General features: G+C 70.6%; 26 protein-coding genes and 1 tRNA gene. 13 read left to right on the forward strand and 14 right to left on the reverse strand.

What is annotated here, in order from left to right; all coding sequences use genetic code 11:
- The first annotated feature begins 62 nt into the window (after positions 1 to 62).
- A complete protein-coding gene (locus tag ACGFIB_RS22970) occupies positions 63 to 1166 on the forward strand; it encodes a carbohydrate ABC transporter permease (protein ID WP_393374785.1) in 1104 nt (367 codons plus the stop codon).
- A complete protein-coding gene (locus tag ACGFIB_RS22975; protein ID WP_393374788.1) occupies positions 1163 to 2014 on the forward strand; it encodes a carbohydrate ABC transporter permease in 852 nt (283 codons plus the stop codon). Before ACGFIB_RS22970 ends, ACGFIB_RS22975 begins: the two co-directional genes overlap by 4 nt.
- A gap of 37 nt (positions 2015 to 2051) precedes the next feature.
- Here ACGFIB_RS22975 and ACGFIB_RS22980 read toward each other — a convergent pair whose 3' ends face one another.
- Positions 2052 to 2210 (reverse strand): hypothetical protein, encoded by a 159-nt coding sequence (locus tag ACGFIB_RS22980; protein ID WP_393374791.1) that lies wholly within the window; start codon positions 2208 to 2210, stop codon positions 2052 to 2054.
- Complete coding sequence (locus ACGFIB_RS22985; protein ID WP_393374794.1) at positions 2207 to 2899, reverse strand: SgcJ/EcaC family oxidoreductase; 693 nt, start codon at positions 2897 to 2899, stop codon at positions 2207 to 2209. Before ACGFIB_RS22985 ends, ACGFIB_RS22980 begins: the two co-directional genes overlap by 4 nt.
- Before the next feature lie 242 nt (positions 2900 to 3141).
- Here ACGFIB_RS22985 and ACGFIB_RS22990 point away from each other — a divergent pair, with 242 nt between their 5' ends.
- Positions 3142 to 3927 (forward strand): type I restriction enzyme HsdR N-terminal domain-containing protein, encoded by a 786-nt coding sequence (locus ACGFIB_RS22990; RefSeq protein ID WP_393374797.1) that lies wholly within the window; start codon positions 3142 to 3144, stop codon positions 3925 to 3927.
- Positions 3928 to 4068: 141 nt separating this feature from the next.
- Here ACGFIB_RS22990 and ACGFIB_RS22995 read toward each other — a convergent pair whose 3' ends face one another.
- Entirely contained in the window at positions 4069 to 4296 is a 228-nt protein-coding gene (locus ACGFIB_RS22995) for a hypothetical protein (protein ID WP_191049594.1), read from the reverse strand.
- Positions 4297 to 4477: 181 nt separating this feature from the next.
- On the opposite strand from ACGFIB_RS22995, the gene ACGFIB_RS23000 reads away from it, so the two are divergent.
- Positions 4478 to 5818, forward strand: a complete 1341-nt coding sequence (locus ACGFIB_RS23000; protein WP_393374800.1) for a helix-turn-helix domain-containing protein — start codon at positions 4478 to 4480, stop codon at positions 5816 to 5818.
- Here ACGFIB_RS23000 and ACGFIB_RS23005 read toward each other — a convergent pair.
- Both ACGFIB_RS23005 and ACGFIB_RS23010 read right to left on the reverse strand, forming a co-directional pair.
- Positions 5808 to 6500, reverse strand: a complete 693-nt coding sequence (locus ACGFIB_RS23005; protein WP_357251615.1) for a hypothetical protein — start codon at positions 6498 to 6500, stop codon at positions 5808 to 5810. The genes ACGFIB_RS23000 and ACGFIB_RS23005 overlap by 11 nt on opposite strands.
- Before the next feature lie 10 nt (positions 6501 to 6510).
- Positions 6511 to 7338 carry an oxidoreductase gene (locus ACGFIB_RS23010; protein WP_357251618.1) on the reverse strand — a complete coding sequence of 276 codons (828 nt, stop codon included), beginning with the start codon at positions 7336 to 7338 and terminating at the stop codon, positions 6511 to 6513.
- A gap of 99 nt (positions 7339 to 7437) precedes the next feature.
- On the opposite strand from ACGFIB_RS23010, the gene ACGFIB_RS23015 reads away from it, so the two are divergent.
- Positions 7438 to 8340, forward strand: coding sequence for a LysR family transcriptional regulator (locus ACGFIB_RS23015; protein WP_142571924.1), 903 nt, complete (start codon positions 7438 to 7440; stop codon positions 8338 to 8340).
- A gap of 4 nt (positions 8341 to 8344) precedes the next feature.
- Here ACGFIB_RS23015 and ACGFIB_RS23020 read toward each other — a convergent pair whose 3' ends face one another.
- Positions 8345 to 8998 carry an HAD family hydrolase gene (locus ACGFIB_RS23020; protein ID WP_393374804.1) on the reverse strand — a complete coding sequence of 218 codons (654 nt, stop codon included), beginning with the start codon at positions 8996 to 8998 and terminating at the stop codon, positions 8345 to 8347.
- 181 nt (positions 8999 to 9179) lie between these two features.
- Between ACGFIB_RS23020 and ACGFIB_RS23025 the strand changes: the two genes are divergently transcribed.
- On the forward strand, positions 9180 to 9971 hold the full coding sequence (locus tag ACGFIB_RS23025) for a class II aldolase/adducin family protein (protein ID WP_142571926.1): 792 nt from the start codon (positions 9180 to 9182) through the stop codon (positions 9969 to 9971).
- 124 nt (positions 9972 to 10095) lie between these two features.
- On the opposite strand, the gene ACGFIB_RS23030 is transcribed toward ACGFIB_RS23025, so the two are convergent.
- A complete protein-coding gene (locus ACGFIB_RS23030) occupies positions 10096 to 11418 on the reverse strand; it encodes a DUF2786 domain-containing protein (protein ID WP_393374807.1) in 1323 nt (440 codons plus the stop codon).
- 371 nt (positions 11419 to 11789) lie between these two features.
- Between ACGFIB_RS23030 and ACGFIB_RS23035 the strand changes: the two genes are divergently transcribed.
- A complete protein-coding gene (locus tag ACGFIB_RS23035; RefSeq protein ID WP_142571928.1) occupies positions 11790 to 11990 on the forward strand; it encodes a hypothetical protein in 201 nt (66 codons plus the stop codon).
- A gap of 62 nt (positions 11991 to 12052) precedes the next feature.
- Here the strand turns inward: ACGFIB_RS23035 and ACGFIB_RS23040 are convergent.
- Positions 12053 to 12129 (reverse strand) — tRNA-Lys (locus ACGFIB_RS23040).
- Between the two features lie 160 nt (positions 12130 to 12289).
- Between ACGFIB_RS23040 and ACGFIB_RS23045 the strand changes: the two genes are divergently transcribed.
- A complete protein-coding gene (locus tag ACGFIB_RS23045) occupies positions 12290 to 12652 on the forward strand; it encodes a PRC-barrel domain containing protein (RefSeq protein ID WP_142571929.1) in 363 nt (120 codons plus the stop codon).
- Positions 12653 to 12782: 130 nt separating this feature from the next.
- On the opposite strand, the gene ACGFIB_RS23050 is transcribed toward ACGFIB_RS23045, so the two are convergent.
- Positions 12783 to 13379 carry a nucleotidyltransferase family protein gene (locus ACGFIB_RS23050; RefSeq protein ID WP_142571930.1) on the reverse strand — a complete coding sequence of 199 codons (597 nt, stop codon included), beginning with the start codon at positions 13377 to 13379 and terminating at the stop codon, positions 12783 to 12785.
- Between the two features lie 55 nt (positions 13380 to 13434).
- Between ACGFIB_RS23050 and ACGFIB_RS23055 the strand changes: the two genes are divergently transcribed.
- Positions 13435 to 13938: a DUF1360 domain-containing protein gene (locus tag ACGFIB_RS23055; protein WP_142571931.1), complete on the forward strand. Its 504-nt coding sequence runs from the start codon at positions 13435 to 13437 to the stop codon at positions 13936 to 13938.
- Positions 13935 to 14429 (forward strand): DUF6328 family protein, encoded by a 495-nt coding sequence (locus tag ACGFIB_RS23060; RefSeq protein WP_191049580.1) that lies wholly within the window; start codon positions 13935 to 13937, stop codon positions 14427 to 14429. Before ACGFIB_RS23055 ends, ACGFIB_RS23060 begins: the two co-directional genes overlap by 4 nt.
- Before the next feature lie 49 nt (positions 14430 to 14478).
- Here ACGFIB_RS23060 and ACGFIB_RS23065 read toward each other — a convergent pair whose 3' ends face one another.
- Positions 14479 to 15435: a TIGR03557 family F420-dependent LLM class oxidoreductase gene (locus tag ACGFIB_RS23065; RefSeq protein WP_393374812.1), complete on the reverse strand. Its 957-nt coding sequence runs from the start codon at positions 15433 to 15435 to the stop codon at positions 14479 to 14481.
- Between the two features lie 120 nt (positions 15436 to 15555).
- On the opposite strand from ACGFIB_RS23065, the gene ACGFIB_RS23070 reads away from it, so the two are divergent.
- A complete protein-coding gene (locus tag ACGFIB_RS23070; RefSeq protein WP_167530303.1) occupies positions 15556 to 15705 on the forward strand; it encodes a GPGG-motif small membrane protein in 150 nt (49 codons plus the stop codon).
- A gap of 124 nt (positions 15706 to 15829) precedes the next feature.
- Here the strand turns inward: ACGFIB_RS23070 and ACGFIB_RS23075 are convergent, their stop codons facing one another.
- Entirely contained in the window at positions 15830 to 16549 is a 720-nt protein-coding gene (locus tag ACGFIB_RS23075; RefSeq protein ID WP_142572108.1) for a metallophosphoesterase family protein, read from the reverse strand.
- 5 nt (positions 16550 to 16554) lie between these two features.
- Positions 16555 to 16800 (reverse strand): BON domain-containing protein, encoded by a 246-nt coding sequence (locus tag ACGFIB_RS23080; RefSeq protein WP_142571934.1) that lies wholly within the window; start codon positions 16798 to 16800, stop codon positions 16555 to 16557.
- 444 nt (positions 16801 to 17244) lie between these two features.
- Between ACGFIB_RS23080 and ACGFIB_RS23085 the strand changes: the two genes are divergently transcribed.
- Together ACGFIB_RS23085 and ACGFIB_RS23090 are read left to right on the forward strand one after the other, a co-directional pair.
- Positions 17245 to 18453 (forward strand): glycosyltransferase, encoded by a 1209-nt coding sequence (locus ACGFIB_RS23085; protein WP_357246056.1) that lies wholly within the window; start codon positions 17245 to 17247, stop codon positions 18451 to 18453.
- Positions 18454 to 18478: 25 nt separating this feature from the next.
- Positions 18479 to 19402, forward strand: coding sequence for a glycosyltransferase family 9 protein (locus ACGFIB_RS23090; protein WP_393374814.1), 924 nt, complete (start codon positions 18479 to 18481; stop codon positions 19400 to 19402).
- Here ACGFIB_RS23090 and ACGFIB_RS23095 read toward each other — a convergent pair.
- Positions 19362 to 20429 carry a DNA topoisomerase IB gene (locus ACGFIB_RS23095; RefSeq protein WP_357260875.1) on the reverse strand — a complete coding sequence of 356 codons (1068 nt, stop codon included), beginning with the start codon at positions 20427 to 20429 and terminating at the stop codon, positions 19362 to 19364. The two genes, ACGFIB_RS23090 and ACGFIB_RS23095, sit on opposite strands and share 41 nt — an antisense overlap.
- The gene (locus ACGFIB_RS23100; protein WP_208762262.1) at positions 20426 to 21475 is read right to left on the reverse strand and encodes a glycosyltransferase family 9 protein; all 1050 of its coding nucleotides are present in this window, start codon (positions 21473 to 21475) and stop codon (positions 20426 to 20428) included. Before ACGFIB_RS23100 ends, ACGFIB_RS23095 begins: the two co-directional genes overlap by 4 nt.
- Positions 21476 to 21526 lie beyond the last annotated feature (51 nt).

Below are 21526 nucleotides of genomic sequence, written 5' to 3' on the forward strand. Positions count from 1 at the left end.
CGCGAGACGGTGCGGGTCCCGGCCGGCCACGGCCGGGACCCCGCCGACCGGAAGGAGTGACCGTGGCCGACACCGCACCCGCCCCCGCGCCCGTCTCCCCACGGGCCGCGCGGCCCGGGCCCCGGCTGAGCGCGGCCGTACGGGAGAACATCGCGGGCTGGCTGTTCGTGGCACCGGTGGTGGTGATCCTTGGCCTGTTCCTGCTGCTGCCGATCCTGATGGCGATGTGGGTCAGCCTCACCGACTGGAACGGCCAGGGCAGCCCGTTCCGCTCGGGCGTGCCGTTCGTGGGGCTGGACAACTACACCCGGCTGTTCACCGAGGACGGCCTGGCCCGCCAGGACTTCATGACCAGCGTGCGCAACAACTTCTACTACGTCGCGATCGTCGTGCCTGCCCAGACAGTGCTGGCGCTGGGCCTCGCGGTGATCGTGAACAGCAGGATGCTGAAGGGGAAGACGTTCTTCCGCGCCGCGTTCTTCTTCCCCTCGGTCACCAGCTCGGTCGCGATCAGCGTGGTGTTCCTGTTCATCTTCGCCAACTCGGGCGCGGTGACCGGCCTGCTGAAGCTGTTCGGGATCGACGGCCCGCAGTGGTTCTCCGACTCTCGGGGCGTGCTCCACCTGCTGCTCGGAGGGCTCGGCCTGGTCGATCCCGCCGATCCGCCGGCGGCGCTGACGGGCGGCGGGCCGTTCGGGCTCTCGTGGTGGGAGTGGCTGTCCGGGCCCAGCGTGGCGATGTGCACAATCATCATGCTGGTCGTCTGGACGACGTCAGGAACGTTCATGTTGATGTTCCTGGCCGCGCTCCAGGACATCCCGGTGACGCTGGAGGAGGCCGGCATGCTCGACGGCGCCGGGCGCTGGCAGCGGTTCCGGCACATCACGCTCCCACTGTTGAAGCCCACGCTGTTCCTGGTGCTGACGCTCGGTCTCATCGCGACCTGGCAGGTCTTCGACCAGGTCTACGTGATGAGCAAGGGCAACCCGGCCAAGACCACCCTCACCCCGGCCTTCCTGTCGTACCAGACGGCCTTCGGGAGCTTCGAGTACGGCTCGGGGACGGCCATCTCGTTCGTGCTGTTCGCCATCATCGTCGTGCTCGCGCTGCTCCAGCGGTGGATCATGCGCGACCGCGACCCCGCCCGCCGTACGAGGAGGTCGTGACCGTGAAACGCCGGGACTCCCGCTCGCTCGCCTCCACCTTCGCGGGCTACTTCGTGCTGGTCTTCTTCGCGCTGGTCTTCATCTATCCCTTCGTGATCCAGGTCGCGAACTCGATCAAGACCGAGCCGGACGCCGCCGCGAACGCGCTGTCGCCCATCCCTCATCCCTTCACGACCGGCGGCTACGAGAAGGTCTTCCTCAACACCGACCTGCCGCTCTGGCTGGGCAACTCGGTGCTGGTGACGATCCTGGTAACCGCCGGGCGGGTGCTGCTGTGCTCGATGGCCGGGTACGCGCTGGCGCGGATCCGCTTCCGCGGCCGCAAGGCGCTGTTCTCCGCCGTCATCGGGGTCATGGCCGTGCCGCCCGTCGTGCTGTTCGTGCCGAAGTTCCTGGTGCTCAACCAGTTCGGCATATACGACAGCTACACGGCGCTGGTCCTGCCCCTGATCGTGGACGCCGCGGGCGTCTTCATCATGAAGCAGTTCTTCGAGTCGGTCCCGGTGAGCGTGGAGGAGGCCGCGCGCATCGACGGCGCGGGGGTGTGGCGGACGTTCTGGTCGGTGGTGCTGCCGATGGCGCGACCGGCCCTGATCACCCTGACGATCATCTCCTTCCAGGGCAGCTGGAACGAGTTCGCGCACACACTCGTGGCGGTGCAGAGCCCGGAGCTGTTCACGCTGCCGCGAGGAATCGCCGACCTGGTCAGCGGTTCGCTCGGCAAGGGCACGCAGTATCCGCTCAAGCTCGGCGCCGCCGTGCTCGCCACGATCCCGGTGGCGGTCATCTTCGTGGTGTTCCAGCGCTACTTCGTACGCGGCGCCAACGAGGGCGCGGAGAAGGGCTGACGGACCGGCCCTGCACGGGCCGGTCCGGTGACCTCCTTCAGCGGCCGTCCAGCAGGCGGACCTGGTGAACCAGCAGCGTGCCGGCCGGATCGGGCGCGAGGCGGTACTCGCCGCGGTACCACCAGCCGCCCTGGGCGGCCAGCAGGTCCGGCCCCACGCCGCGCACCTCGCACAGGAGGGTTCCCGCCAACGTCACGGCATGCCGATCCGGGTGTTCTGGAACGACGCGAAGCGCCAGCCGTCGCCCGCCCTGACCGCGGTGAACGTCATGATCGAGTCGCGGCCGGGGTCAACCGTGCCGTCCGGCAGGCCCGAGCCCCCGGTGGTCACGACCAGCGCCGCGTCCGGGCGCAGGAAGCGGATCTTCCGCAGCGGCGGTGCCGCGGCGGGCTCGCCCAGCCGGGACCCCTTCAGCGGGCCCTCGAACAGCGCCCGGTGGCTGTCCTCGATGGCCCGGCGGCCCTCCATACGGGCCCCGAAGAACGTCACATAGTCGGCGTCCTCGGTGAACAGCCCGGCGAAGGCGGCGGCGTCTCCGTCGTTCCAGGCCGCGGTCAGCGCGTCGAGCAGGCGGTGGATGTCGTCGGACATGGTTACGCCCTCCAGAGTGGCGGCGCGGGTGCCCAGCGCCCGCTCCGCCTCGGGGACCGGAAGGCATCCGATCAGCGACACCGCGGCCAGGAAGACCTTGGTGTCGCCGTCCCGCTGTTCCAGGAGACGGCGGAGCCTGGTGCCCAGCTCGGCCCGCCCCTCCTCCGTCAGCTGGTAGACCGTACGCTCCGGCCGGCGGCCCTCCCTGCTGGTCTCCACGGGGGCGATGAGCTCCTCGCGGGCCGGCGGCATGCGGGCGGCGCCGACCGACGAGGCGCGACGCCTCGGCCCCACCCCCGCACCCGCTGTACCGGTGTACCTGCTGCACCCGCCGGAGAGCCGGAAAAAGGCCGCTCCCGCATTCATCTCGGGAGAGACATTTCCCAACAAAACGCCATTTGGCCTACATCAGCATTGCCATTTGTTGCTGAACAGATATTTACAGCGGTAACCATGCGGGAGCGGAAGCGCGTCCAACACCGTTACAACCCGTCACCACGAAACGGCCCGAGCCGCAGCGAGGAGAAGGCCCACCGATGAGCGATCAGACGTCCGAGGCCCTTGTCGCACCCGAGGCGACCCCAGCCGCCACCAGGGAGGACAACGACGCACGCGGAATCCGCAAGGCATCAGCGCCACGGACCATGCCGAAATGGGAATCCGAGGCGCGTACTCGCATTCGCACGGCGATCCGCCGGTACGGCAAGCCGCTCAGCGACCTCATCGCCCGCGACGCCAACGAGGGCGACACCCGGCTGCTCATCACCGATTTCCTCTGCGAAGGACTGGGATACGACAAATACGACGACCTCACGACCGAATATCAGGTCAAAGGGGAATTCGCCGACTACGGGATCCGCGTGGACAAGCAGCTCGCCGCGTTCATCGAGGTCAAGCGGTGCACACAGAAACTGGGCGTCAAGCACCTGCGGCAGGTGCAGATGTACGCGGTGAACGAGGGCGTCGAATGGATGGTGCTGACGAACGGGCAGGTGTGGCAGGTCTACCACCTCACCGGCGGCCTCCCCGTCGTCATCGACCTGGCCCTGCAGGTCGATCTCCTCGACGAAGGCGGGCTGACCGGGAAGGCCGACGCGCTCTTCTACCTCAGCAAGGAGGCGTTCAAGCGCCGCCTGATAGACGACCTGTGGAAGGCCCGCGCGGCGACGGCCCCCAAGTCCCTCATCCGAGCTCTCCTCACGCCGGTGATCCTCGACGCCGTACGTAAGGAACTGCGGCGGCAGACGGGACACAATGCGGACGAGAAGGAGATCGAGCGCATCCTCCAGGAGGAGGTCCTTCGGCCCGATCTCCTCGTCTGAACAGCGGAGGGCCGGCCTGATGGACCTGTCGCGGCCCTCACCGATCGCGCAGGCGCCGCTGCCGGCGCCTGCGCGGTCCACGTCGTCGACTACATCAAGGACCGTCTCCGGCACGGCCGCTGACCGCGCCGCGGCCCCCGGTCACCCGGCGGCGGCGCGGTCGGCGGCGAACTCGGCGATCAGCTCGGCCTGAGCGGCCAGAGCGGCGTCGAGGGCCTCGGGGTCGTCGGCGTCGAGCGTCATCGCGCATCCCATGCGGATCGCGTCGAGGTCCACCGGCCCTCGCCTGGTCGCCCACCAGCGGCCGACGTCCGACCGCCAGATGATCCAGCCGGTATGGACCCGTGCGATGTCCTCCAACGTGGTCATGTCACCCATCTCCAACGGCTGCTCGCGGAAGTGGGCCAAGCTAAGCGCTTTTGAAGCGGTTGGAGTATCAGCCAGGGGACGTCCAATCACAGCCGGTAGCCGCACGAACACAGAATCTCCCGTAGTGTCAGCGTGTCACGCTGACACAGCGTGCTTGCGGTCGTGCGAGGAGAGGTGCGACATGCCGGCCAACCACCGCCATCCGCCGAACCGCCGGCTCGCGTGGGAACGCCTGCAGCGCGGGTGGTCCTACGAGGAGCTGTGCGAGCGCATCCGTACGTCCATGCGGTCGTGCGACGAGAAGGACACCGGCCTGACGGCCAACACGGTGCGGCGGTGGGAGACCGGGGAGCGGTGGCCGGATCCGCGCTACCGCAAGCATCTCGTGACGATTTTCGACAAGCCCGCGAGCGAGCTGGGACTGCTCACCCCCGACGAGATGGCCATGCGGCCCGTCACAGAGGTGGTGGACGAGATACGGAGGCTGCTGAGCATGTTCGTCGCAGATGGCATCGACCGCTCCACGTTCCTGCGGGGGCTCTTCGGCGCGGGCGTGCTCGCCCCGCTCCTCGGTGAGGGCGGCGAGCGTCTTCCCGTGGCGGTGGAACGCGGGCGCGGGGTCGACGCCGAGTCTGCCGAGGCGTTCGCCCGGGTCGTCGACAAACAGGCGGCCCTCTACTGGACCTCGCCGCCGGACGACATCTTCCAGGCGTCGGTCGCGCACACCAGGCTCGGCATGAGCCTGCTGCGGGGGGCGCCGGAGGGGGCGGTCAGGCAGACGCTGGCCGAGGCGGCCGCCCGCTCGGCCCTGTTGTCGGGCAGGGTCGCCTTCTTCGACTTGAACGACGGTCCCACCGCGGCGCGGCTCTACCGGATGGCCCTGTCGGCCACCCGGGAGTGCGGTGACCATCCGCTCGCCGCCGCCGTGCTCGCCCACGCGGCGTTCGTGCCGGGGTTCGAGGGCAACCGTACGGACGCCCTGGGCCTGCTGGACGCGGCGTTCGCACACGCCTGGCACGGCGTCGGCCCGCTCACGAGGGCATGGCTGCACTGCGTGGCGTCGGAGATCTCGGCCCGCTGCGGCGAGCCGAAGGAGTGCATGCGCCACATCGACCGCGCCGACCAGATGGTGGACGCGGACGGCGACGATCCCCCGTGGCTGGACTTCTTCGAGCGGGCCAGGCTCGACGGGTTCGCCGGCTACAGCGCGCTGACCGCGGGCAACCACGAGGAGGCGACCCGCCGGCTGCGCAAGGCGCTCGACGAGCTGGGGCCGAACGGCGGCAAGCAGCGCTCGGTGCTGCTCGCCGACCTCGCCGCCGCCCACGCCCCCACCGACGGCGACCAGGCCGCCGAACACCTCAAGCAGGCGGTCGACGCGCTCGACGACCAGTGGTACGCGATCGGGCACGACCGCGTCCACGGCGTGCTGAAGGTCCTGCCACCCGCGGGGCAGACGCGGGCGCTGAGCGAACGCCTGACCGACCTCGGCCGGTCCCGTCACCCCGAACTCACGATGTGACGACGGCCCCCGCCCGCCACGCCGCGTGCAGCGCCTCGATCTCGCCCGGGGTGCTCTCGCGGGCGATGTACGGGATGTCCAGCAGGTGGCGCGTCTCGGCGGCGGACAGGCGCTCGCGCACGACGGCGGAATCGTCGAGCACCTGGCGGTAGAGCGACGCCCCGTCCATGCAGAACACGTCGACGAGCACGATCCTCCCGTCCACCGCCCGGCGGACGTTGCCGCGGTTGAGGTCGATCCCGTCCCACCACGGCATTCGCGCCCGCCATTCCTCGTCCACGGCGAGGCCGGTGCGCCGTACGGCGTCGAACGCCTCGTCGCCCGCCCCCTCGCGCCACCGCCGGGCGACCTGCTCCGCCTCGGCCTGCTCGACCGGAGCCAGGAACTCCAGGACCGTGAGCAAGCCGCCGCCGTCGAGCGCCTCGGCGAGCGCCACCCGCGGCAGGTACGGATTGTCCGGGCAGCGGCGGCACAGCTCCAGGAAGGCGGGGTACGCCGGGTCGAAGGGGCAGACGCGCGCCGCGAGCAGGCCGCCCGGCGAACGCAGCCCGACGGCCCAGTCACCCACCCCGCACGGCGTCCAGCCGAGCCTGACGAGGTCGGTCAGCGCGTCCCGGTGGCCTGCCGTCCCCCATGTCCGGCCGCGCAGCGGCACGAGGTCGGCGTCGTGATCAACTGTCACCCCGGCAACTCTAAATGCTCGTCGCCCGGCTGAGCTTCTCCCAGCCGTCCAGGTCGGCGCGGAGCGTCTCGTGGTGGGCGCGGATGGAGTCCACCGCATCGTCGCCCAGGGCGAGCCGCAGCGGAGGCTCGTCGTGGTCGAGGACCTGGAGGATCGCCTGCGCGGCCTTGGCCGGGTCCCCCGGCTGAGCGCCGTCCATCTCGTCCACCGAGGCCCGGGTCGCGCCCGTGGACACCCGGTAGGCGTCGATCTGCTCCGAGCGGTGCATGCGGTAGCCGCCGAACTCGGTGCGGAACGCGCCCGGCTCCACGATCAGCACCCGTACGCCGAAGGGTGCGACCTCGGCGGCGAGCGCTTCCGACATTCCCTCCAGGGCGAACTTGGCGGCGCAGTAGGCGCCGAACCCCGGCATGCTGAGCTGCCCGCCCATAGAGCTCATCTGGACGATCGTCCCGCTCCTCTGCCTGCGCAGATGCGGCAGGACAGCCTTGGTCACGGCCACCGCCCCGAAGAACATGATCTCCATCAGCACGCGCAGATCGGCCATGTCGAGCTCTTCGACGGCCCCCACCGACCCGTGGCCCGCGTTGTTCACCACGACGTCGATCCGGCCGAAGGCCGACAGGGCCGCGGCCACTGCCGCGTCTATGGACGCGGCGTCGGTGACGTCCAGGCGGGCGGTGCGCACCCGCTCGCCGCCCATCGCCTCCAGGTCCGCCAGCGTCTCGGGGCGTCGCGCCGTCGCCATCACCCGGTCACCGGCGGCCAGGGCGGCCTCGGCCAGCTCCCGGCCGAAGCCCGCCGAGCATCCGGTGATCAACCACACCCGTCCGGTCATGGTCCCGCTCCTCGTCTTCGTGATCAGTGCGACCACTCTTTCTGGAGCGGGGCACGCGTGGCCAACACTCGTCTCCTGCAGCGGTTACAGTCGGAGCCTGTGACCCCCGAGCTGCGTCATCTGCGGTACTTCGTCGCTGTGGCCGAACATCTGAGCTTCACCGTCGCCGCACGGGAGCTGCACATCGCCCAGCAGTCGCTGTCGCAGCAGATCGCGGCGCTCGAACACGCCCTCGGCGCGCGGCTGTTCGACCGCGACACCCGGGGCACCCGCCTGACCGAGGTCGGCCGCGTGTTCCTGCCCGAGGCGCAGGCCGTCCTGGCTCGCGCGGACGCGGCCCTGGAGACCGCCAGAAAGGCGATGCGCGGTGAGATCGGCCGGCTTCGGGTCGCCTTCCTCGTCTCCACCGCGAACTACATGATGCCGCCGGTCGTCCGCGCGTTCCGGGAGCGCTATCCGGACGTCGAGCTGCTCGCCGAGGCGGTCGGCATCGCCGGCCTTGTAGCGGGCCTGCGCGAGGACCGGTACGACGCGGCGTTCACCCGGCCGCCGCTGGTCGGCGACCTGGTGACCGCGACGCTGGTCGCCGAGCCCGTCTGCGCGGTCCTGCCGGCGGGCCACCCGCTCGCCGGGCGGGCCGAGCTGCGGCTCGCCGATCTGGCCGGCGAGCCCTGGGTGCTCACCCCGCGCGGCTCGTGGGAGCCGTGGCACCGGAAGTACGACGAGGACTTCCGCGCCGCGGGCTTCGAGCCGCGGGTTGTACAGCGGGCCGACGGCGTGCCGAGCCTGCTCGGCCTGGTCGCCGCCGGAGTCGGCGTCACCCGGCTCGCCCGGTCGGCACACAGCCTCCGGCGCAGCGGGGTCGTCTTCGTGCCGCTCGCCGATGAACGGGCCGAGACCGTCATGGCCTGGCATCCCGCGCGCGACCGGCAGGCCGTACGGAACCTGCTCGGCGTAGTGGCGGACCTGGCCGCCAAGATCGACCTCACCGAGGCCGGTTGAGCGATCAGTCGCCGTTGTGCTTGCGGATCAGGGCGGGCAGCTCGGCCAGCGAGTCGACGTGGAACAGGCACGCGCGGGCGGCCGGCTCGTCGCGGAGGATGTGGCCCCAGGGACCCCGCCGTACGAGGGCGGTGCGTAACCCGGCCTTCTGCGCGGGCCGGATGTCGTTGTCGAGGCGGTCGCCCACGTAGAGGACGGACTCCGCCGGGCAGCCGGCCTCCGCCACCACGCGGTCGAAGAAGGACACGTCCGGCTTCTCCACACCCCAGCCGTCGGAGGTGCCGATCACGTCCACGGGCAGGTCCAGGGCGCGCAGGATGGTCTCGGCACGGGCGGTCTGGTTGCCGGCGAGGCCGACGCGCAGCCCCATATCCTGCAGCTCGGCCAGGCAGGGCCGGGCGTCGGGGTAGAGGTTCTCCTCGCCGAACGTCTCGGGCCGGCCTTCCCGGGCCCGGCGCTCCCGCTCCTTGTGGAGGTCGAAGCCGGGCCGGAAGTGCTGGAAGGTGTCCCGGTAGTCGCCGCCGCGCGCGATCACGGCGCCGAACACGGCGGAGAAGGTGTGCCGCGGGACGCCCAGCCAGTCGGCCCAGGTGCCGTACTCGTGGGTCTCGTCCACCAGGGTCTCTCCGACGTCGAAGAAGACCGCCTCCAGCCGCATCGGTACCTCCCGTCTCTCACGCTGCATGCACCTTACGCGGTTTCGGCCGACCCCCACTGCCCCATCGGACAGGGCCGAACCCACCGAGGCGACCGAAGAGGATTCGGCTTCGGCATGGACAGGAGACAGGTGCCGGAGACAGGCTGAAGAGCAGTACGCCTCACGAGCCTTGGGAGCCCCGATGAGCCTGTCCGACCTGCAACCCGTGCCCGCCGATCAGCTCACCTTCCGGCTGCCGCCGAAATTCGACACCGTGGAGGAGGAGCGGCGCCACCGCAAGGAACGGCTCGCGGCGGCGCTGCGCCTGTTCGGGAGGTTCGGCTTCGAGGAGGGGGTGGCCGGCCACATCACGGCCCGGGATCCGGAGCACACCGATCACTTCTGGGTGAACCCGTTCGGCATGTCGTTCAAGCAGATCAAGGTCGGCGACCTGATCCTGGTCAACCATGAGGGCCAGGTGGTGGAGGGCCGCCACCACGTCAACCAGGCGGCGTTCGCCATCCACTCGATGGTCCACCAGGCCAGGCCCGACGTGGTCGCGGCCGCCCACTCCCACTCCGTGTACGGCAAGGCCCTGTCGGCGCTGGGCACGCTGCTGGAGCCGCTGACGCAGGACGCGTGCGCGTTCTACGAGGACCACGCCCTGTTCGACGACTACACCGGGGTGGTCGTGGAGACCGAGGAGGGCCGCCGCATCGCGCAGGCGCTGGGCTCGCACAAGGCGGTGATCCTGCGCAACCACGGGCTGCTGACTGTGGGCGACAGCGTCGAGGCGGCGGCCTGGTGGTTCATCACGATGGAACGCAGTTGCCAGGCGCAGCTCGCGGCCAAGGCCGCCGGGCCGACGGTGCCCATCTCGCACGAGAACGCCAAGCTCACCCACGGCCAGATCGGCAACGACGTCGTCGGCTGGATCAACTTCCAGCCCCTGCTGGACCAGATCCTCGCCTCCGACCCCGATCTCCTCGATTGAGCCTGCCGGACCGAGCCTGCTGAACCGACCCTCCTCAACCAAGCGCGGGCGCCGGGAAGATCGGCCCTGCGCGACCCGTGAAGGCCGCTCCGGGAGGTGCCGGGGCTTTAGATGCGGCTCCGCGTCAACGGCCTCCCACGATCTTCCCGCGGGCGTCGAGGACGGCCCGGTCGGCGGCGGCACGGCCGGAGATCCAGCCCTCCCGGTTGCTGACCGCGCCCGCGCCGATCAGGGTCAGCGTCGGGAAGAGCTCCTCGACTCTCGCCTCGACGGCCTGTTCCCGGGCCGCCAGCACCGGCAGCAGGTCGCGTCCGGCATCGGCGGCGGCCTCCCGCACCGCCTCCCCCGCCGCCTCCCGCAGCCGTTCGCCGATCCGCTGGGCGTACGCCGCGAGGAACGACTGCCGGAACGACCGCGTGCGGGAACGGCCGGAGCCGTCCCGGCGGGATCCGGCCAGCCGCAACGCGGTCGTGGCCTGCACCAGCAGGGAGGTGAACAGCACCTCCACCGCGGCCAGATCCGCGGGGAACCCGAGCACGGTGGCGAAACCGAAGTGCCGGCTCCACACCGAGCGGCAGTGGTTGGCCGAGGCGATGACGTCCAGCAGCATCGCCTTGGGGCCCTCGTAGGGCGCGTCGACGCCCAGCCGGCGTCCCCCCGGCAGGCCGGCTCCTCCCGGTCCGGCCGTCCGGGAGGCGAGCAGCGCCGCGTCGATGCTGTGCCGGGCCATCAGCGCCTGGGCCGCGGCGGTGAACGTCTCGGCCTCCGCCTCGAACTCGGTCGACTCCGCCTTGGCCAGCAGGGCCCGCACCCGGGCGAGCATCCGCTCGTCGACGGCGCCGCTCCGGACGCCGGGCGTACGGCGGGCCGCTCCGGGCACGGGGCACAGCCGCTCCAGCGGCGGCAGCGTGGCGAGCAGATGGATCACCCGAAGCGCGCAGGCGACCATCGCGGTCCGGTCGCCGTCCTCGCGGAGGAACTCCTCGTCGCGGCCCCACCACACCGTCGCGCCGACCGCGTCGAGCTGGTCGAGCCAGCGGTCGTCCACGGTCGCCGCGGCGTAGGCACGCATCTCGGCCGCGACGGCGTCGGTCACGAGGCGGACGTGCCGGGCCTCCAGCCGCCGGCTCACCAGTCGGACCACGTCGGCGGGCTGCCAGCCGCCGTGCCAGGCGAGCGTCACCTGCCGGTTCAGGGCGTCGAGCAGGGCCCGGTCCACGACCTGGCGCAGCCCCTGGCCCTGCGCAAGGACCGTCACGCAGCGCCGGAACTCGGTCTCGTCGCGACGGCGCCGCGCCTCCAGCGCCGCGGACAGCAGTCCGGCCACCACTTCCTCGGCAGCCTGTCCCGCAGAGCCCGACGACGACCAGGGGAAGCTCCAGGCGGCTCCTTCCGGCGGTCCGAGACTCCACCGCCGCCGCGCGCCCTCCCGCTCTGCGCCGCTCATCCGCTCGCCCTCCCCCGATCGGCACCCCCGGGATCCTCGACGGCCGCCCGGTCGGTCGTGCGAGCGATTCTGTCAGCCCCGGCCATCTGCGCCGTGACGTTATCCACAGGCCGGCGGGAGTGGTGGTCAGGCGGAATCGGGTAAGCGGCAGCGTTCCCGAAGGCCCCGCAGGGGGTCTCACCGATCTCGAAAGGCGCCACCGACATCCACCCACCGGATGGTCACGCGTACGACCGGACGGACTGCGGCGAGTAACGTACCTCTCCGGGCATTTACTTGGGGCTTTCGACCAGATTAAATCTTTATTTCCGGATACGAAGTGATCTGGGCCACATTGGTGCCGTGCCTGATCGCGCGAGGAGTGGTGCCCGATGGTGTTCGCGCTGGCGAAGCGGATGATCTTCGCACTTGGGCGGGGATTCGTACGGCTTGGACGGTACTGGGCCACCCAGTTCGGCCTCGCCTACACGCTGGTCTGGGGTCCCGACGCGCCCGATCTGGCGCGCGAGCAGGAGGAGGCCGAGCACTGGGACTGGTCGATCCCCTACCACTGGTACGAGACCTCCCGCTGACCGCCGCGTCGGCCGGAGATGCGAAAGACCCAGGTCAGCCATGCCAACCTGGGCCTTCTTCGTGGTGCGCCGCCAGGGACTCGAACCCCGGACCCGCTGATTAAGAGTCAGCTGCTCTAACCAACTGAGCTAGCGGCGCCCGCACCACAAGAGTAGCGGCATCCGGAGGTGCTCCGCGCCACCGGCGCGCTCGTCGTCGCGGAGGAGGCGCGGCCAGATCATGTCCTGCCCTTACGTGTCCGGGATGTTCCCCTTCTCACCTTCGGGTACGTGGAGTGACGACGAAGGGAGTGAGCACCATGACACCGGATCTCTGGTCGTATTCCGACACCGTGTCGGGCACGGGACAGCAGATGGACATCGCCGGATACGACGTACAGGCCGTGGACGGGAAGATCGGCTCTGTTGACGAGGCCACCTACGAGGCCGGCCAGAGCTACATCGTCGTGGACACGGGCCCCTGGATCTTCGGCAAGAAGGTCATGCTTCCGGCGAGCGTGGTGACGAGGATCGACTTCCAGGACAACAAGATCTTCGTCAGCCGGACGAAACAGGAGATCAAGAATGCGCCGGAGTTCCACGAGACGGCGATGAGCGACCCGGGCTACCGGGACCGTGTCGGGGAGTACTACGGGCGTTTCCCCCGCACTTCGTCCATGTGAGTGACATGCGAGTGGTATTGCGAGTGATATGAGGGAAGGGGCCGCGCCGGCACGGGGCGGCCCCTCTCCACGCCGACGAGCCGGACCCCGCCCGGCCCCTCCTCCGCCCGGACCGGGACGAGGCCGGCTGTCAGGGCCAGGTGCCGTCCGGCCCGGTCGTCGTCGGGGCGATGATGTGCAACCGCTCCAGGAGCGTGACAAACGTCGAGGCGTACGGCGACGGCGCGGCGACCGAGGCGACCCGGTCCCAGTCCACCTGCTCCCGCATGGCGCGGACCATGGGCAGCAGCGAGCCGTAGTCGCAGGTGTGCTCGGACAGCGGCAGTATCCAGGAGATCACGAGATCGGTGGCTTCGAGGACGGGCAGGCTCAACGCGGCGGTGTTGATCGGCTGTGCCCGGGCGATCATGGCCTCGGTCACGGGCCTGTCGGCCAGCGAGAAGATCAGGTCGACCAGGACCCCTTCCTCGTCGAATGCCTTGACCAGCCAGTCCTCCGGTGGTTTCGCGGTCCGGAAACCCAGGCTCTCCAGGGTTTTCAGCGCGAGCGGGACGTCTTCCTCGACCAGGGCGAAGTCGACGTCGTGCAGTGATGGCGCGGCGCCTCTCGCGTAGCCGGCGCAGCCTCCGGCCAGGGCGAACCGCACCCCGGCCTCCTTGAGACCGGCCCCGGCGCGCTTGAGCGTCTCAAGAATCGCGTCGGTGACTTCATGACTGTGACTACCCACTCACGTCGCTTGCCCAGCCATGTTCGCCGCAAACAATCCCGGGTAGGGCGCGCTCATGACCGAGACCCTTCAGGAGATCAAGCGCGAGTACGAGGGGGAGGACAACCGTCCGCTGGCCTCGTACACACGGGTTCTCGCGGTGTACGGCGGGGCCGTCACGGTGCTGCTCGCCGCGGCGAGGCTGACGGGCCGCCAGGCCCCCGAGAAGATCAAGGTGATGGACCTCATGCTCATGGGGCTGTTCACCCACCGGCTCTCGCGGACGCTCGCGAAAGACCCGGTCACCAGCCCCATCCGCGCTCCCTTCACCCGTTACGAGGGCCTCTCCGGCCCGGCGGAGCTGAGGGAGAAGGTCCGCGGTCACGGGCTGCAGCACGCCGTGGGCGAGCTGCTGACCTGCCCGTTCTGCCTGTCCCAGTGGACCGCGACGGGGTACGCGGCGGGCACCGTGTTCTTTCCCCGACTGACCCGGCTGGCCGGGGCCACCATGGCGGCCGTGGCGATCTCCGACTGGCTTCAGCTCGCGTACGCACGTCTTATAAAGAAGGCCGAGGAATGAGCGAGGTCCTTGAGCCTCTGGAGAACACCGACGAGAGTCGGAAGGAGCGCGTCGATCGCGAGCTCGGCGAGCTGCTGCAAGGTCTGCGCGTCGCCGCGACGGGCGTGCAGGTGCTGTTCGCGTTCCTGCTGACGCTGCCGTTCTCCTCCGGTTTCGGCAAGATCGACATGACCGGGAACTGGCTGTTCTACCTGGCGGTCGTCAGCGCGGCGGTGGCGTCGATCTGCACGATCGCCCCGGCGACGCAGCACCGGATCCTGTTCCGGTCGGGGCTCAAGGAGCTGCTGCTGCACCGTGCCAACCGGCTGGGCGTGGCCGGCGGTCTGGCCCTGGCCGTGTCCATGACCTGCTCCACCGCCCTGGTTCTGGACGCGCTGACCAGCCCCGGGCCCGCCGCGCTGGTCGGCGCGGGCGTGGCACTGCTGTGCGCCTGGCTGTGGTTCGTCCAGCCGCTCCTGTCGCTGCGCCTGGTCAAGAACGAGAACGACTAGAAAACAAGAAGAGCGCGACCGCGGTGCCCGCGGCCGCGCTCTCGTCGTGTCAGCGCCGCAGGCGCGGCAGGATCTGTGTCGAGTAGAACTCGAAGAACCCCTCCTGCTCCTCGCCGATCTGGGAGATGTAGACCTCGTCGAAACCGGCGTCCACGTACGCCCGGATCGCGTTCAGGTGCGCGTCCGGGGAGGGTCCGCAGGGCGTCGACTGGGTGGCGGCCTCCTCCGTGACGAGCTGTGAGAGCTGCTCGAAGTGCCGCGGCAGCGGCAGGAGCTGGGCGGCCTCGCCCGGGATCCCCTGGTTGGGCCAGAGCCTGTGGACGGTCCTGCGCGCGTCGGCCTCCTCGTGCGCCCAGCACACCTTCAGCCCGGCCGCGCACGGCTTGCCCTCGCCGCCCGCCTTGTGGAACGCCTCGACCATGTCGGCGGCGGGCGCCGTGTGGATGTAGCCGTCGCCGAGCCGTCCCGCGAGATCGACGGACTTGGGCCCGAAGCCCGAGATGTAGATCGGCGGGGGCCGGTCGGGCAGCGAGTACAGCCGGGCCGTGTCCACCTCGTAGAACTCGCCGTGGTGGGTCACCAGTTCGCCCGTCCACAGCTCCCGGATGACGTCGACGGCCTCCTCCAGCATGCGCTGGCGCTCCTCGGCCGGGGGCCACTGGTCCCCCAGGATGTGCTCGTTCAGGGCCTCGCCGGTGCCGACCCCCAGGCGGAACCTGCCGTCCAGCAGGATCTGGGCGGTCGCCGCGGCCTGGGCGATGATCGCCGGGTGGATGCGGATGAGGGGGCAGGTGACCGCGGTGGTCACCGGCAGCGACGTGGCCTGCGAGATCGCTCCGATGACGGACCACACGAGCGAGCTCTCGCCCTGCTCGTCCAGCCACGGGTGAAAGTGGTCGGAGATCCACAACGCCTCGAAGCCGGCTTCCTCGGCGAGTTTCGCCTGACGTACCAACTCCTTGGGGTCGTGCTCCTCGCTGGAAAGGAAATATCCGAAAGTGGTCATGTATCACCAGATGCCCGAATATTGTCAAGCAAACGTAACGATAGGTGCGTGAGGAGCAAATTCGATCGAGGCCAGGGCTCGGTGATGTTACGAGACCCTTCGCAGGGGCAGTGGAGGGCCATGGCTACTCTGCTTTGGATCATCGCCGTGGTACTGGTCATCGCCGGGATCTACGTCATCCTGGCCCGTCGGGACATCCTCTGGGGGATCGTCCTCATCGTCCTCGGATTCCTCGTCGGCCCCGGGGGCGTCAGCATCTTCAATCCCTAGTCGCAACCTCACCCACTAGTCGCAACCTCGTCCACGCTGATCGCGGACATCGAGACGGCGACCGGCCGAAGAGCCGGTCGCCGTCTCGATGGCGACATCATCGGAACCGCATCGGAACAGCGAATCAGCAATGGTCGCCGTTCAGGCAGTAAACGGTGTAGGCGTGCTTGATGACCGGAAGGGCGACATTACGCACCCGGATACCTCCGGGAGTGACGCCCTTTTCCGTGCCGGCGTGCGCGTGACCGTGAATGAAAAGATCGGCGCCCTCGGCGTCGGCCGCCTCCGCCAGCATGTAACTGCCGAGGAACGGATAGATTTCCGGCGGCTCGCCCATCAGCGTGTCCTTCACAGGCGAGTAATGGCTGAGCACGATCTTGTGGTCGGCGTCCAGCTCCTTGAGCGCCCGCCGCCACCGCTCGGCGATCTCCTTCGTGTGCCGGACGAACGCCTTGGTCTCCGGCTCGCCGAACTCGCTGGCGCACTTTCCCGCGAAACCGCCGCCGAAGCCCTTGCCGCCGGCGACTCCGAGCCGTACGCCGTCGATGGGGACGACCGCGCCCTCGTCATCGAGGACGGTGATGCCGGCGTCGCGGAGGAGATCGACGATCTCCTCGTTCCGGTCGGAGTGGTAATCATGGTTGCCGAGCACGGCGACGACGGGGATGGGCAGGCCGCTCAGCTCCTCGGCGACCACCCGGGCCTCGGAGATCGTGCCGTGCCTGGTCAGGTCGCCTCCCACCAGCAGCACGTCAGCACGGCGCTCGATGCCCTCGATCTTCTTGCGATAGTGGCCGCGCAGGTCCTCGCCCAGATGGATGTCCGCGACGGCGGCGATCCGCATCTCCCTCACAGATGCTCCTCCTCTCCCGGCTCCCGCACCTCCACCAAGGTGATCTCGTTGTGCACGCGCAGGCCCGGAGTCGCCTCGCGGGCGACGTTCTCGATCTGGTGCCGCCGCTCGTCACAGGAGACCTCCCCGCGCAGGTAGACCTCTTCTCCTCGCACATCCACCCGAATGCCCAGTTCGGTGGTCCGGTCGTCCTCCGCGAGAGCCCGCTGCACGCGGGCCGCGACATAGTGCGGCGTCTCCATCTCTTCCCCTCGTGTCCCCCTCGGTTCCGTATGCCTAGCGCTGCCCGGCCCTTTCCAAGCGAAACCCCTGGTTTGACCGGCGCGAGGGTGGATATGGTTATTGAGATTCCGGTGCCTAAGACGCAGGTACCTCCTCGGCGTGAGCATGCCGTGACGGAGGAGCGTCTTGAGAACGTGTCACCGGATTTCCCCCCAACCTGACCGGAGCGCCCCGGGCACCGGCGGCATCGCTTTCCCCACCTCCCTCACGGGCACTGCCTCCACCGGCCCCCATCTCGCCGCCCGTCCCCCGCGGGCCGCCGCCGGAAGCCGGCGCGACCGCCTTCGCGCCGGCTGCTCCCGCACGCCGCGTCCCGCCGCCGTCCCCATCGCCGGGCCCGCACACCTCGACTCCCTGATCCCCGAGCCGGGTACTCGCCACTGCCGCTCTTGGAGGAACCCCCAGTGAAGATCGCCATGGTCTCGGAGCACGCCAGCCCACTCGCCACCCTCGGCGGTGTCGACGCCGGCGGCCAGAACGTGCACGTCGCCGCCCTCGCCCGGGAGCTCGCCCGCGCCGGTCACGAGGTCACCGTCTACACCCGCAAGGACCGCGAGGGCCTGCCGGAAACCGTCGCGTTCGGCCCGGGTGTGGACGTCGTCCACGTCCCCGTGGGCCCCGCCTCCGAGATCTCCAAGGACGAGATCCTTCCCTGGATCCCCCACTTCGGGAAGTGGCTGCACGACCGGTGGCTGTTCGACCGGCCGGACATCGTGCACAGCCACTTCTGGATGAGCGGGCTGGCCGCGCTCGCCGCGGCGGAGAAGCTGCGCATCCCGGTCGTCCACACCTACCACGCCCTCGGCAGCGTCAAGCGGCGTCACCAGGGGCCGGCGGACACCAGCCCGCGGGACCGTATCGAGGCCGAGGCCGAGATCGGGCGGCGCGTCGACGGCGTCATCGCGACCTGCAACGACGAGGTCGACGAGCTGATCCGCATGCGTGTGCCGCGCCGCGCGACCCGGGTCGTCCCCTGCGGAGTGGACGTCACCGCCTTCCACCCCCACGTCGAGCCGCTGGAGCGGCCGGAGCGCCCGCGCCTGCTGTCGGTCGGCCGGCTCGTGCCGCGCAAGGGCCTGGAGACCACCATCAGGGCGCTGCAGCACCTGCGGGACGCCGAACTGGTCATCGCGGGCGGTCCCCCGGCGGCCGAGCTGCACCACGACCCCGAGGTCACCCGGCTGCGCTGGCTCGCGGCCCAGGCGGGCGTCTCCGACCGGATCCGCTTCCTCGGCCGGGTCGAGCGTGACACGCTGCCCTCGCTGATGCGCTCGGCCACCGCCGTCGTGTCCGTGCCCTGGTACGAGCCGTTCGGGATGGTGGCGCTCGAGGCGATGGCCTGCGGCGTCCCGGTCGTCGCCTCGGCGGTCGGCGGTCAGAAGGAGACGGTGGTCAACACCGTGACCGGGCTTCTCGTGCCGCCCCGCAAACCCGTCGTGCTGGCCAAGGCGCTGCGCAAGCTGCTCGACGACCGGGTGCGGCGCACCGCGTACGGCATCGCGGGGGCCGACCGGGCCCGCGCGAGGTACGCCTGGAGCCGCATCGCCGCCGAGACCCTGGCCGCCTACGACCGGGTTCTGTGCACCCGGGAGCTGGAAAGGAGAGCCTCTTGATCCTGCCCGTCTCCGAGGTGAGCCGGTGACGTCGACGGCCCTCGTGCTGCGCTCTGACGGCATCGGGGGCCTGCTCACCGTGGTGCCCGCGCTGCGCGCCCTGCGCCGGCACGGGCTGCGCGTCGTCCTGGCCTGCCCGCCGGAGCTCAGCGAGCTCGCCGCGCTGACCGGCGCGGTCGACCGGATCCTGCCCGCGTACGGGCTCGCGCCGCTGTCGTGGCCCGGGCCCGGCGAGGAGGACGCCGATCACCCGCCGCTCCTGCCGGACCTCGGCGTCAACCTGCACGGCCGCGGGCCGCGCAGCCACCGCGTCCTGCTGAACCTGCGCTATCGGGGTGAGGGGAGGAGGCGACTGTGGGCGTACGCCAACCCGGACGTTCCCTGGATCAGGGGGCCGTGGTGGGACCCGGGTGAGAACGAGGTGCTGCGGTGGTGCCGGCTGCTCCAGTGGCACGGCGTGCCGGCCGATCCGGAGGACTCGGCGCTGCCCACTCCCCTGATCGCGAGTCCCGCGCCGGGGGCCGTCGTGATCCACCCCGGCGCGGGCGGCGCGTCGCTGCGCTGGCCCGCCGATCGGTTCGCCGAGGTGGCCCGGACGCTCACGGACGAGGGCCTGCCCGTCGTGATCAGCGGCAGCTCTCGGGAGCGGCCGATGGCCCTGCTCGTGGCGACCCGGGCGGTGCTGCCGCCGCAGATCGTGCTCGCGGGCCGCACCTCGCTCCGGGAGCTGTGCGCGCTGGTCGCCGGGGCCCGGCTGGTCATCAGCGGCGACGCCGCGATGACGCGGCTCGCCGCCGCCTACCGGACGCCCTCGGTGCTCGTGTCCACGGCCGGCGGTCGGCACCCGATCCTGCACGAGGTGGGCGGCTCCGCCCCCCTGGACGCCGCGGTCCCGGCCTCCCGCGTGGTCAACGCCGCCGTGCGGGCCCTCGGCGCAGGAGTTCGATGACCGCCTCCTCGACCGGCCCGTGGGTGGCGAGCCGGCCCTCGCCGGTGTCCTCACCCAGCCGTTCGAGGGGGATCGTCCGTCCCTTCTCGTACAGCGCCACGATGCGCGGATCGACATAGGAGGCGCGGCAGACCGACGGCGTGTTGCCCAGATACTCCGACACCTCCTTCATCACCCTGGAGACCGCCCGCCTGCGCCCCGCGCCGCTGCGTACGGGGCGGGAGACGGCGAGCCCGACGGCCGCCAGAACCGTGGCGTGCCAGGTGCGGAAGTCCTTGGCCGAGACCTCGGTGCCGAACGCCTCCTTCAGGTAGGCGTTGATGTCGGCGCTGCGCACGTCCACCCAGCCGCCGTCGGCGCGGTAGCGCAGCAGTTCGCCCCTGCGCCCCTTCGACAGCGCCGTCAGCACCTCGCACACGTCGGCGTCGGCCAGCACCTGCTCCCGCTCCTTGCGGCCCTTGGCCAGGTAGCGGCACACGACCTCGCCGTCACCACACTTCACGTGCGACGTCTTCAGCGTGGCCAGGCCGTAGGAGTCGGTGTACTCCTCCCCGCCGACGCGGAAGAAGCCGATGTCGAGCATGCGCGCGGCGGTGGCCAGGACACGCTCGCGGCTCAGCTCGTCACCGCGCAGGTCGCGGGTGACCCGCTGCCGGAACGCGGGGAGCCGCCGGGCGATCTCCAGCACGTGGTCGAACTTGGCCTCGTCCTGCTGTCTGCGCCACTCGTCGTGGTAGCGGTACTGCCGCCGGCCCGCCGAGTCGGTGCCCACGGCCTGGAGGTGGCCGTTCGGATGGGCGCAGATCCACACGTCGGTCCAGGCCGGGGGAATCGCGAGGGACTTGATCCGGTTCAGGGTGGCCCGGTCCTTGACGGGCCGCCCGGAGGCCCACAGGTAGCTGAACCCGCGTCCGCGGCGCCTGCGCCGGATGCCCGGCTCGCCCGGGTCGCTCGGCCGCAGGTCGACGGGCGGTGTCTCGAAGACCTTCGCCTTCTCCGCCACGGTGCTCATCGCCACGGTGCTCATCGCAGCAGGTCCCACGCCTGTTCGAGCACGTCGTCCACGCTCACGTCGCCCACCCACGAGACGTCGCGGTGGCCGCACTCGCGCATGCCCTCGGACCATGCGGGGAGCCCGCAGATCGGGCAGCCGGACGTCCAGGAGATCAGCGGCCGCTGGTGTCCCCTGCTCAGCGGACCCCAGTTGATCATGTTGCCGCACCAGTAGATCCCCACCGTGGGCGTGCCGGTCGCCGCCGCCAGGTGGCGCGGCCCGGTGTCGTTGGAGACGAGCAGGTCGCAGGCGGCGTACAACGCGGTGAGCCCCCCGAGGGACAGCTCGCCGACGACGGCCTTGGCCGGGGTCTGCATCTGCGCGACGACCTTCTCGACGACCTCCCGCTCCTCCTCCACGCCGGTCACCACCACCGGCCGTCCGAGGCGGTCGGCGACCTCGGCGAAGCGCTCCGGCGGCCATCTCCTGCGCCGGTCCCCCGCGCCCGGGTGGATCGCCACCAGCCCCCGGGGCACCTTGCCGAGCGTGCGGTTCAGCTCGGCCCAGTCCTCCCTGACGACCGCGATCCTCGGCTCGATCTCGTTGGTGGCCGCGCCGAGCAGCCCGGCCACCTCCAGGTAGCGCAGGGTCTCGTGCTGGTAGTGGACGTAGGGCACCCAGCGGTCGAGCGGCGCAGCGTCGGGGGCGCGCAGGCCGGCCGTCACCCGCGCGCCGAGGCGGCTGATGAACGGATTGGAATCGCGTCCGCCGCCGTGCATCTGGACGGCCAGGTCGAACCTGCGCCGGCGCAGGTCCTCGAACAGCTCCTCGGGGGCGGCGCTCCCGTCGGGCGGGGAGGAGACGCCGGAGATGGGCGGCAACGCCACCACCTCGTCCACCGGTCCCGGGCGGCCACGCATGAACCGCGCGTGCCATTCGCGGCCGAGCAGAGTGATCCTGGCGGCGGGATACGCCCGCCTGAGCGCCTCGATGGCGGGCAGTGCCAGCAGCAGGTCGCCCAGCGCGTTCGCCCTCAGCACGGCGATCCGCTCGACTCCTTCGACGAGCAGCGCACTCATGGGCAGGACACCCCCCATTCGTCCGGCCCGCCGGTCGACCACCGGCGGAAC

Origin of the sequence: Microbispora bryophytorum, from assembly GCF_043197435.1 — a bacterium.
GTDB classification, from domain to species: domain Bacteria; phylum Actinomycetota; class Actinomycetes; order Streptosporangiales; family Streptosporangiaceae; genus Microbispora; species Microbispora bryophytorum.

Coding starts and splice junctions, on each gene's coding strand:
- ACGFIB_RS23075 (WP_142572108.1), bottom strand. CDS start 16,549: ATGCGGATCGCCGCCGTCGCGGACATCCATCTGGGCGAGGACCTGCGC.
- ACGFIB_RS23095 (WP_357260875.1), bottom strand. CDS start 20,429: ATGAGCACCGTGGCGATGAGCACCGTGGCGGAGAAGGCGAAGGTCTTC.
- ACGFIB_RS23020 (WP_393374804.1), bottom strand. CDS start 8,998: ATGCGGCTGGAGGCGGTCTTCTTCGACGTCGGAGAGACCCTGGTGGAC.
- ACGFIB_RS23055 (WP_142571931.1), top strand. CDS start 13,435: ATGACCGAGACCCTTCAGGAGATCAAGCGCGAGTACGAGGGGGAGGAC.
- ACGFIB_RS23000 (WP_393374800.1), top strand. CDS start 4,478: ATGCCGGCCAACCACCGCCATCCGCCGAACCGCCGGCTCGCGTGGGAA.
- ACGFIB_RS23030 (WP_393374807.1), bottom strand. CDS start 11,418: ATGAGCGGCGCAGAGCGGGAGGGCGCGCGGCGGCGGTGGAGTCTCGGA.
- ACGFIB_RS23045 (WP_142571929.1), top strand. CDS start 12,290: ATGACACCGGATCTCTGGTCGTATTCCGACACCGTGTCGGGCACGGGA.
- ACGFIB_RS23065 (WP_393374812.1), bottom strand. CDS start 15,435: ATGACCACTTTCGGATATTTCCTTTCCAGCGAGGAGCACGACCCCAAG.
- ACGFIB_RS22995 (WP_191049594.1), bottom strand. CDS start 4,296: ATGACCACGTTGGAGGACATCGCACGGGTCCATACCGGCTGGATCATC.
- ACGFIB_RS22990 (WP_393374797.1), top strand. CDS start 3,142: ATGAGCGATCAGACGTCCGAGGCCCTTGTCGCACCCGAGGCGACCCCA.
- ACGFIB_RS23100 (WP_208762262.1), bottom strand. CDS start 21,475: ATGAGTGCGCTGCTCGTCGAAGGAGTCGAGCGGATCGCCGTGCTGAGG.
- ACGFIB_RS23060 (WP_191049580.1), top strand. CDS start 13,935: ATGAGCGAGGTCCTTGAGCCTCTGGAGAACACCGACGAGAGTCGGAAG.
- ACGFIB_RS23070 (WP_167530303.1), top strand. CDS start 15,556: ATGGCTACTCTGCTTTGGATCATCGCCGTGGTACTGGTCATCGCCGGG.
- ACGFIB_RS23010 (WP_357251618.1), bottom strand. CDS start 7,338: ATGACCGGACGGGTGTGGTTGATCACCGGATGCTCGGCGGGCTTCGGC.
- ACGFIB_RS23035 (WP_142571928.1), top strand. CDS start 11,790: ATGGTGTTCGCGCTGGCGAAGCGGATGATCTTCGCACTTGGGCGGGGA.
- ACGFIB_RS23080 (WP_142571934.1), bottom strand. CDS start 16,800: ATGGAGACGCCGCACTATGTCGCGGCCCGCGTGCAGCGGGCTCTCGCG.
- ACGFIB_RS23025 (WP_142571926.1), top strand. CDS start 9,180: ATGAGCCTGTCCGACCTGCAACCCGTGCCCGCCGATCAGCTCACCTTC.